General features: G+C 69.6%; 10 protein-coding genes and 2 pseudogenes. 6 read left to right on the top strand and 6 right to left on the bottom strand.

Features of this window, described 5'->3' with window-relative positions; all coding sequences use genetic code 11:
- Positions 1-546 precede the first annotated feature (546 nt).
- Positions 547-1,041 carry a lamin tail domain-containing protein gene (locus tag ACIBAF_RS48845; RefSeq protein ID WP_399473260.1) on the top strand — a complete coding sequence of 165 codons (495 nt, stop codon included), beginning with the start codon at positions 547-549 and terminating at the stop codon, positions 1,039-1,041.
- A 341-nt stretch (positions 1,042-1,382) separates the two neighbouring features.
- On the opposite strand, the gene ACIBAF_RS48840 is transcribed toward ACIBAF_RS48845, so the two are convergent.
- Positions 1,383-2,060: a hypothetical protein gene (locus ACIBAF_RS48840; RefSeq protein ID WP_399473258.1), complete on the bottom strand. Its 678-nt coding sequence runs from the start codon at positions 2,058-2,060 to the stop codon at positions 1,383-1,385.
- Positions 2,061-2,363: 303 nt separating this feature from the next.
- Between ACIBAF_RS48840 and ACIBAF_RS48835 the strand changes: the two genes are divergently transcribed.
- A complete protein-coding gene (locus ACIBAF_RS48835) occupies positions 2,364-2,888 on the top strand; it encodes a hypothetical protein (RefSeq protein ID WP_399473256.1) in 525 nt (174 codons plus the stop codon).
- A 280-nt stretch (positions 2,889-3,168) separates the two neighbouring features.
- Here the strand turns inward: ACIBAF_RS48835 and ACIBAF_RS48830 are convergent, their stop codons facing one another.
- Entirely contained in the window at positions 3,169-3,366 is a 198-nt protein-coding gene (locus tag ACIBAF_RS48830; RefSeq protein ID WP_399473254.1) for a DUF6417 family protein, read from the bottom strand.
- 6 nt (positions 3,367-3,372) lie between these two features.
- The gene (locus tag ACIBAF_RS48825) at positions 3,373-3,618 is read right to left on the bottom strand and encodes a hypothetical protein (protein ID WP_399473252.1); all 246 of its coding nucleotides are present in this window, start codon (positions 3,616-3,618) and stop codon (positions 3,373-3,375) included.
- A 421-nt stretch (positions 3,619-4,039) separates the two neighbouring features.
- Here ACIBAF_RS48825 and ACIBAF_RS48820 point away from each other — a divergent pair, with 421 nt between their 5' ends.
- From ACIBAF_RS48820 to ACIBAF_RS48810, 3 genes and pseudogenes are all read left to right on the top strand, one after another.
- Positions 4,040-4,741 carry an HNH endonuclease family protein gene (locus tag ACIBAF_RS48820; protein ID WP_399473250.1) on the top strand — a complete coding sequence of 234 codons (702 nt, stop codon included), beginning with the start codon at positions 4,040-4,042 and terminating at the stop codon, positions 4,739-4,741.
- Between the two features lie 38 nt (positions 4,742-4,779).
- Positions 4,780-5,748 (top strand): annotated as a pseudogene (locus ACIBAF_RS48815) (FG-GAP repeat domain-containing protein); the annotation flags it as partial.
- A 118-nt stretch (positions 5,749-5,866) separates the two neighbouring features.
- Positions 5,867-6,004: pseudogene (locus ACIBAF_RS48810) on the top strand (LysR family transcriptional regulator); the annotation flags it as partial.
- 136 nt (positions 6,005-6,140) lie between these two features.
- Here ACIBAF_RS48810 and ACIBAF_RS48805 read toward each other — a convergent pair.
- The gene (locus ACIBAF_RS48805; RefSeq protein WP_399473248.1) at positions 6,141-6,638 is read right to left on the bottom strand and encodes a DUF6420 family protein; all 498 of its coding nucleotides are present in this window, start codon (positions 6,636-6,638) and stop codon (positions 6,141-6,143) included.
- A 42-nt stretch (positions 6,639-6,680) separates the two neighbouring features.
- A complete protein-coding gene (locus ACIBAF_RS48800) occupies positions 6,681-7,502 on the bottom strand; it encodes a hypothetical protein (RefSeq protein ID WP_399473246.1) in 822 nt (273 codons plus the stop codon).
- A gap of 52 nt (positions 7,503-7,554) precedes the next feature.
- Here ACIBAF_RS48800 and ACIBAF_RS48795 point away from each other — a divergent pair, with 52 nt between their 5' ends.
- A complete protein-coding gene (locus ACIBAF_RS48795; RefSeq protein ID WP_399473262.1) occupies positions 7,555-7,770 on the top strand; it encodes a hypothetical protein in 216 nt (71 codons plus the stop codon).
- Here the strand turns inward: ACIBAF_RS48795 and ACIBAF_RS48790 are convergent, their stop codons facing one another.
- Positions 7,771-8,118 (bottom strand): hypothetical protein, encoded by a 348-nt coding sequence (locus ACIBAF_RS48790; protein ID WP_399473244.1) that lies wholly within the window; start codon positions 8,116-8,118, stop codon positions 7,771-7,773. It lies immediately after the preceding gene.
- Positions 8,119-8,578: the final 460 nt, after the last annotated feature.

The following is an 8,578-nucleotide window of genomic DNA, read 5'->3' as shown; positions in this document are numbered from 1 at the left end:
GAACAGGCGACGGCCGAACCAACGAATCTGAACACCCATCAACCCCTGCTGACCAGCTGATCAGCACATCCCGCATGACGGGGGAACCTCACGGTTCATGCCCGGGCATAGCATGGACGTCGGTTACAGGCGTTGTTCCGACGGTGCGTCACTTTCACTCTGGGAATTGGGCTTCAAGCAATCCAGCCTTGGCCATATCGTGCGGGCCTTGCGGCACGACGCCCTGAACGCCTCCGGGACGTCCACCGCTTTCCCGGCATGCTCTGGTCCCCTCCCGCTTTCGCGTTCAGGTAAGCCGGGCGACCCAAGAACCTCCCTCCAAGTTCATCCCGACTGCGTCGGGGATACAACGAAGCGCCTCGCGGCGCACACCAAGCGTCCGACTATCACCGCAGTGGGCCCGAACCGCGGCCCCCATGCGGGGAGGACCCGGCCCATCCCGTCACAGTCAGCGACCTTCACGACCCGTACACGCCAAAAACACCTACTGATCACATTCGGTATGCTCCTGGCGCTCCATTCGCACCACTGAGGGGGGATTTCCTCATGCGTATGCGCCACACCCTGGCCGTAGTCGCCGCAGCGGGCACGATCGCCGTGATCGCCGCCGGCCCGGCCCAGGCCACCGAGTACTCGTCCGCGCTGAAGGTCAAGGGCGTCCAGTACGACGCCCCCGGCAGCGACTCCAACCGGTGCACCGGCGGCAACGCCAAGGACGAGTACCTGACGATCAAGAACTACTCCCGCACCACGACCGTCAACCTCAAGGGCTACGTCGTCAAGGACGCCGCCGGCAACAAGTTCACCTTCACCGCCAGCCACCAACTCGAGCCCGGCGACTACGTGAAGCTGCGCGGCGGCCGCGGCACCGACTCCGACGCCGGCAACGTCGTCTACCGCCAGAACTGCAACTTCATCTGGAACAACGACAAGGACACCATCTACCTGCTCAAGCCCGCCGGCGCCAAGGCGGACGTCCACTCCTACACCAAGCGCGCCAACGACGCCGACGGCAACGGCTACATCAACTACCACGGCTGACGACCTCAATCGAGGCCTCCAGCAAGGGGTGTTCCTCAGCTCACACCGGCAGGCGGGACCGGGCGGGAACAACCCGAGAAAGTTGACCGTTCACCTATACGTGGCTAGCGGAGGGGACAGTGTCCCCGGGCCTCACCTATAGCCCATGGGGACGATCGTCCGGCTGAAGCCCCATGGAGCCCTTCGCCGAGAGGCGACCCCTCCTCCGCACGCCACCGCCTTACGGCCCCGGCTGGTCTCCCCCGTCCAGCCGGGGCTTTCGCGTGCCGGCGGCCGGCGCGGGCCTACCGGAGACGGTCAGGCTGTTCGAGTGCGACGCGACAGTCCATCAGCTGCCCCCTTCAGGCGAGGTGGAGGGTGGCCAGGGCCGTGGTCCAGTCGATCACGATGGCCTTCTGCGCGGATGCGAGAGTGACCTGGCCCTTGCAGACCGCGGTGTGCAGCTTCGTCTCCACCGGGTCCTTCTTGTTGTTGACCCCGGAGCCCGTGCGGTGGCCGGGATCGGCGGGCTCCACCCACAAGTTGCGGTAGTCGTTGGGGTCTCCGCCCAGCTGCAAGCTGATCAAGTGGTCGTACTCGGCGTCCCCCATGCGGCCGGTGTAGCCGTAGGAGGCTGCGTTGAGCTTCTTCTCTTTGCCGGTCACGGACGTGGAGGGGCGGATGCCGGAGGTGTAGCCGCCCTTGCGGCAGATCGTCGACGCCAGGTTCGCCTGCGTGACCGCCGGGGAGACGGCGCCGGGCGTGCACTTCGGGTCCTGAAGCGGCTCCCCGTGCTCGTGACGGTAGCGGCAGGAGCCCGGGGCCGGCTGCTGCTGCACCGTGTACGTCTTCTGCGGACCGGCCCCCACCGCGATCGCCCGCCCAGCTGCCCCACCGGAGGCGGCGGCCGTCCCCGACGGGCCCGCTGCCGGCGTCCCGCTCGCAGACGCGGACAAGCCACCGAGCGAGTCGGGCGAGCAGCCCGCCACCAACAGGGCGGCGAACAGGACCGACAAAGCAGCACGACGGGCAGAGCGCATGACGACCCCTCATGAGCAGGCATTGGCTGGGCACATACTGCCCGGCTGGCGCATCAGCACACCGGCCGGGGCCCGCGCCAAGAAGCGCGACGGAATGCGGGGGGGTGCCACCGCGCGGCCCGTTCGACTCAAGTCCCAAGCGAAACTGCGGTTTTGGGTAAGGCTCGCCCATGCCCTGGTATGGAGAAGGTGCAGGTCACCAGATGTTCACCGCCTGCGTCTACCCGCATAGATTCGGCTGGTGCTGTCATTTCGTCAGCCGCCCGGAACCTCGCCTCCGGGCCAAATGCGGGAGACCGCCAAATGCGCCCTCTGCGCCGCGTCACCGCCACCGCCACCGCCCTCGGCATGGCCGCCGCAGGCCTCATCATCGCGGTGAGCGGCACCGCGCACGCCTCCACCTGTTCCCAGTCCTACCTGCCGCTGCCCGACTCGTCCTGCACGCCCGGCTCGTACAACCCCGACGTCACCCAGTCGAACATCCACAGCACCATCTGCGTGTCCGGCTGGACTGCCACCGTCCGGCCGTCCACGTCCTACACCAACCCGCTCAAGGCGCAGGGCATCATCGACTACGGGTACTCCGACACCGACATGTCGGACTACGAGGAGGACCACCTCGTGCCGCTGGAGCTCGGCGGCGCGCCCCGCGGCCCCGGCAACCTGTGGCCAGAGCCGCACTACGGCACGAAGACCGCCTACACCAAAGACGGCACCGAGACGAAACTGAAGAACGCCGTCTGCAACGGCACCATCACCCTGTCCGCCGCGCGCAGTGCCATCAAGAACAACTGGACCACCGCGCTCCAGGTCACGGGCATCGGCTGACCCCCAGCGAGTCCGCAGGCCGCGCCGCGTGATGGGAACCAGAAGGAACCGGCTGCGCCATGCGGCGCGGGAGCCCAGCAACTCTGTCCCAGGAGCGCGGCGCGAGCGGCCAGCAAGGCCGACCAGGACCCAGCACCTGGCGGCCGCCCGCCCAGGGCTGCCGCTGCCAATACGCCACCGACTGGATCGCCGACAGGACCAGGTGGGGCCTGTCCATCAGCCCACCGAACACGCCGCACTCTCCGGGCCCTCAGTAACGGCCCCGACCAGCCCACCACCGTCACCCTCGCCCGCCGGCCCCCGCACCACGCGGTGCAGTTGCTCTGCTCGCCGACGGCCTGCCGTCGGCGACCGGGGGTCCCTCGTCCCCGGCCCGGGCCGGACTATGTACGACGCCACACTCGCGGCCGAAGCGGTTGGCCTCTGTTGCGGAGCCCGTCATCCGGTGCAGCCACAACCCGTACGCCACGCACTCCATCTGTTCCTATGTCAGATGCAGTCGCCACCGCTTGATCCCGTGATCACACGACGCCGTACGGACCTGCTCCGCCAGCCCGTCGGCCGGCGGTACCCAGAGCTGGCCGGTGAGGCCGACGAACACGCGCAGTGCCGTCATCTGCAACGGCAGCAACTCCACCAGCCGCTGTTGCGGCCCCAGCCTGGACGGCGCCGGAGCCGGGCGGGCGACGGTGTAGACGAGCAGGTCGTGGCCGGCGGCCGCCAGACGCACCGCCCAGGCAACCGGCCGGCCCTCCCACGCCGACAGTTCGGCCCGAGTCTCCGGTCCGCTCTCTCCACCAGACCCGGTCCGGTGAGCGCGCGCACGCCGGCCCGCAGCGGCTCCGCCACCGTGTCCAGCACCCAGCCGTGCTCGGACTTCTCCTCGCACGCGCGCACTGCACCCCGCCCTTTTCGTTCAACCGGCCCCGGGCCCCGGAACAGCCTTCGGCAGCGGCGCCGTCGATCCGCCCGTATGCCTTGCACGAGAGTGCCGCAGGAACGCGGGGCCCGGCGGCGGTTCACGGCACGCTGTCGTGAGATCGTGTGACTTGCTCGCCGTACGGGTGATTTCCGGGCCGACCGGCTGCCACGGCGCCGAGGCGCCGACTACGAAGGTGCAGACCGTTCGTGATCTTCGGAAGGACCCGTTCGTGCGTCTCGCCCGTACCGGACGCTCGGCCGCCGCCGCGCTGTCCGCGCTCGCCGCCCTGCTCACCCCGGCCACCGCCCACGCCGCCTCTGCACCGGCACCGACCCTGCAGCAGCACGCCCCCGGCGACACTGTCACCGTGCCGGTCCGCGACGCCCTCGCCGCCCTCACCGTCCAGGACGAATCCCGCACCGGCTACGAGCGAACGAAGTTCAAGCACTGGACCGACGCCGACCGAGACTCCTGCAACACGCGCGCCGAAGTCCTCCTGGCCGAAGCCATCACCGCCCCCGAGATCGGCGCGGGCTGCACCCTCACCGGCGGCCTGTGGTACTCCGCCTACGACGACCAGTACTTCGACGCCGCCCGCAAACTCGACGTCGACCACCTGGTCCCGCTCGCCGAAGCCTGGGACTCCGGCGCCTCCGCCTGGACGGCGAAGGAACGCGAGCTGTACGCCAACGACCTCGACGACGCACGCGCGCTGATCGCGGTGTCCGCCGCTTCTAACCGGTCCAAGGCCGACCAGGATCCGTCCACCTGGCTGCCGCCGTACGCCGGCCACTGGTGCCAGTACGTCACCGACTGGGTCGCCGACAAGACCCGCTACCGCCTCACCATTGACCCCGCCGAACAGACCGCACTCGCCCAGCGCCTCGCCGTCTGCCCCGACCAGCCCATCACCGTCACCCTCGCCCGCTGACCGGAGGAAGAGGCCAGCATCGCCACCATCCCACCCGCATGACATCCGCCGATCAGCGCGCCGAGGGCACCGGACCGTTCACCACCCGTCTCGCCTGGCAGCCCCCCGGCGGTGGCACCGCCGTGTGGGAGTCCCGGCCCGCCCGGCGGCGCGGAAACGGCGGTCGCGGCGGTGGCGTTGAGCCTGCGCAGCCGGCGCAGCGCGGCATCGTCGGCGACCGCCCTCACCGGTGCCTCGTGCTTCTCGCTCGGCGGCCTGCTCCAGCTTTACGAACGCCCCTGACCTGCCGGGTCCGTGACCCTCACCGACCCGGCGGCCCGGACCGTCCGCACACTCACGGACGCACCCGAGGGCGGCTTGAAGGTCGCACAAGCTGGAACGGCCGTACGACGTCCGGGACTTTCGCCGCGAACGGTCCGCTGACCTGGACGCTGCGCGCCACCCAGGAGGGCGCGACCTCTGCCGTGCAGCCGGGGCACGGCCACCGTCACCGGCGGCAGCGCCGTCGCCCGGGACTTCGGCGGCGCATCTGCCACCCGGACGGCATCGGCGACCTGCTCACGCTCGACGCCGCCGGCGCGATGTCCTTCATGCTCGGCAAGGCGTCCACCGGTGCCTACTGCGGAAAGGTCGCCGGCAGCGGCTGGGCCACATCCACCAGGACCATCCCGCTCGGCGACCTGAACGGCGACCGCTGCAACGACGTCCTCGTCCCGCTGACCAGCGGCGCGGTGCGCCGGTACAAGCCGGGCTGCAACGCGCTCCTGAAGCCGACGACGCCGTACACCGCCCTCGCCGCCGGCGGCTGGAACCAGTACGACGTGCTGACCTCGCCCGGCGACGTCACCAAGGACGGCCGCCCGGACCCGATCGCCCGCAACGCCACGACCGGCACCGTCTACCTCTACAAGGGCACCAGCACGGGCAAGCTGTCGGCCCGCGTGAAGCTGTACGACAACTGGAAGGCGTGCAAGAAGGTCGTCGGCGACGTCGACCGCGACGGCAAGGCCGCCATCGTCGCGCGGGACACCGGCGGCAACCTCTACCGCCAGTACGGCAACGGCAACGGAACGTTCGGCACACGCACACTGATCGCCAAGGGATGGGGTGTCTACAAGGCCCTGCCGAGCCCAACTGCACGGTGCCCTCGCCGCCGTGCCCGTGCTGGACGCGCCGACAGTCACCATCGTGATCGCCTGGCCACCGCACAGCCGATCCAGAGCCGTCGCCGACCTCATCCGGACTGCGACACGTCTCCAGTAGCTCCCGCCCGCCCAGCCAGGCTCCACCCATCGTGGCCCGGCTCAGGCGGCAGATCACGGTGGGTACACGCGGCTGGTGTCAGGCTGCACGACCAGGTCACATCTACCTAGACCACTCACACCTTCGCATCATTCATCTAGCCGCCGTTGTCCTGGTCCCCCTCGCCCTCCTGGCGGACAGGCCCGGCCAGCGCTTCGGTCTCCTGCAAGAGCCGGTCCGTGGGACTGAAGTCCCCCAACTCGACCGCGAGCGCGGCGCGCACGAACGCGGCGAGCGCGATGCTCCCGGTGCGCACCTCGAAGATGCGCAGCACCCCGTCCGCGTACGCGGCGCGGTGCCGGCACCCCGCCTGCACGCAATGACCCTCGGCGGCCAGGGCGAGCCGCTTGAAGGCGGCGTTCTTCTCGTCGGTGAACTGGGCGGGGCAGCCCATGTGGTCCAGCGTGATCCGGATGTGGGCGGGCACCTCGGGCGGGCGGATGGTGAGCCGTCCGCCTCCGGGCGTGACGTAGCGGCCGGGCGTCACCGGGGCGTACGGATGAATCAGCGGCAGATCCTTATCCACCGCGTGCAGGACGGGCAGTCCGTCGTACGCGGTGTATGGGCCTGCAATACCGCGGTGCTCAGTTGTCATACGGTCCTCGTTTCGGTCGCGGGACGGGCGCCGGGCGCCCCTTCACGCGCTGGTGCCGGGCACGTTCCGCAGCAGTGCGGCGGTCATCGCCAGGAGCGTCTCCGCCTCGGCCCGGTCGTACTGGAAGGTCTTGGTGACCGCGTCGTTGTGCAGAGCACCGCAGGTCTGGCCGTACAGGGCATCCTGGATCCGCCACCACCGCTCGGTCTGGTTGCACTGGCTGCCTTGCTTCCTCGACCCGGGGTTATCCCAGTCCACGTTCTGCTGGATCCACTCCAGCGCCCGCCTGACCTCCAGGATCGACGCCCTGATCTCCCCCACGGTCAGCAGCCGCTGCGCCTCCCGCAGCGTCCGGCCGACCTCGGCCCGCTGCGGGTCGCCGAGCGGGTAGGGCACGGCCATTTCGAACGCCGCGGACGGCCCCAGCTGCGCGATCTGCTCTTCCCACCGGCTCTTGGCGATGGTGATGTGCGCCGTGTCCTGGGTGCTCCCCGGGTACCCGGGCGCCTGCGGCAGGGTCGCGTTGAGGTCGATCTCGAACCGTACGTCGCCGGTGCGGCCCTCCTCGATCGCGTGGACCTGTAGCGACGTCAGCGGGAACGACAGGGTCTCCCGGTGGACGGTCACCTTCGGGGTGTACGCCAGGTTCGCCGTGGTCCGGGCGAGCCGGGAGCGTTGCCCCGTCGCCTCGAAGCCGAACAGGTCTGCCTCCAGGGCGAGGATCTTCCCGGCCTCGGTGAACGGTGACACTCCCACGGCGAGCTGAACGGACAGCTCGTGAGCTCCCAGTGCGCGCCGCAGCCACGTCTGATCGCTGCCGACCTCCACGGTGAACCGGATGTCGTCGAACCGGAGTTCCTGCATAGCTCCCCCAAAGGGCGTGTCGATCACCCGATTCTGCCGGGCGGACCGCCGCATCGCCGCCGATTTCCCCCCGGTCGCGGGCTCCAGCCCGCAGACCCGACTGATGGCGCTGGTGGAGGTCGCGCGGAAGGATCCGCGGGCGTGGCCCGATGTCCGTGACCCGGGCTCGGTGGAGGAGATCCGGGAGGCATTCGGGCGGCGGTGCTGGATCCAGTACATGCCGCACGCCGGAGCGATCGAGGTCCGTGACATCGGATGGGCGGGCTGATCACTTCCCCTGCCGGTCGGCCTTCGTAGGATGCCGGGCGGACCGTGCCTCATCGACGCTCTGCTGCAGCGCGGTCATGAGGTCGACAGCGGTTCGGGCCGGGGCGGTTCGGCCGGAGTGTCTCCCGCGACGACGGCGTCGACCAGCTGCTCCAGGGCGTGGGCGTACCCGTCGAGGGTCCACGCTGTCGTCCACGCCGATCATTTCCTGCACCAGCACATCCGCCAGCCGTCGCTCACGGTCGCTCAGCAGCACGGCGGGGACCAGGTGGGCGAGGTCTGAGGGGTCGCGGATCTCATCGCGCCAGCGCAAGGTCTGCAGGAGCAGCATGCGCAACGACCGGCTCATCGACTCCCTGATCGCCCCAGCCTTCTCCGCGCTGCGAGTCTCCGCCGGAGCCAGGTGCCTACTACGAACGGCAACGAGCTCGCGGCATCGAATTCAACGCCGCCCTGCGCCGGCTCGCCAGCCGGCTCGTCGGTATCCTGCACGGCTGCCTCAAAACCGGCACACCATACGACGAGGCGACAGCTTGGTCCAACCGAGCTCACGCGCTCGCCGCTTGACACGCCAGCTCATGGGATGTCTGTCCAGTCAATGTGTTCGGCTCCAGAGTGGTCGCCCAGAAGCCGTCGAGGCTTTCTGAAGAGTCACCTTGGTCTTGGGGGACGCCGCCACCAGCGCGGCTCGATCACAGCTCGCAGCTTTGCGGCATCTGAGTGGACGTTAAGTCCGTTTCTCGTAGCGACCTCGTCCGGGTTGGGTGAGGAAGCCTTGTCGGACGAGGCGTCCGAGGCGGCTGCGGGTG

Origin of the sequence: Streptomyces sp. NPDC051677, from assembly GCF_044453465.1 — a bacterium.
Classification (GTDB): Bacteria; Actinomycetota; Actinomycetes; order Streptomycetales; family Streptomycetaceae; genus Streptomyces.
This window is presented reverse-complemented; position numbering and strand designations above follow the sequence as displayed.

What these genes read in the sequence shown, in the direction of transcription:
- ACIBAF_RS48790 (WP_399473244.1), bottom strand. Translation starts at nt 8,118, where the DNA reads ATGAGCCGGTCGTTGCGCATGCTGCTCCTGCAGACCTTGCGCTGGCGC.
- ACIBAF_RS48835 (WP_399473256.1), top strand. Translation starts at nt 2,364, where the DNA reads ATGCGCCCTCTGCGCCGCGTCACCGCCACCGCCACCGCCCTCGGCATG.
- ACIBAF_RS48840 (WP_399473258.1), bottom strand. Translation starts at nt 2,060, where the DNA reads ATGCGCTCTGCCCGTCGTGCTGCTTTGTCGGTCCTGTTCGCCGCCCTG.
- ACIBAF_RS48805 (WP_399473248.1), bottom strand. Translation starts at nt 6,638, where the DNA reads ATGACAACTGAGCACCGCGGTATTGCAGGCCCATACACCGCGTACGAC.
- ACIBAF_RS48845 (WP_399473260.1), top strand. Translation starts at nt 547, where the DNA reads ATGCGTATGCGCCACACCCTGGCCGTAGTCGCCGCAGCGGGCACGATC.
- ACIBAF_RS48800 (WP_399473246.1), bottom strand. Translation starts at nt 7,502, where the DNA reads ATGCAGGAACTCCGGTTCGACGACATCCGGTTCACCGTGGAGGTCGGC.
- ACIBAF_RS48830 (WP_399473254.1), bottom strand. Translation starts at nt 3,366, where the DNA reads ATGGAGTGCGTGGCGTACGGGTTGTGGCTGCACCGGATGACGGGCTCC.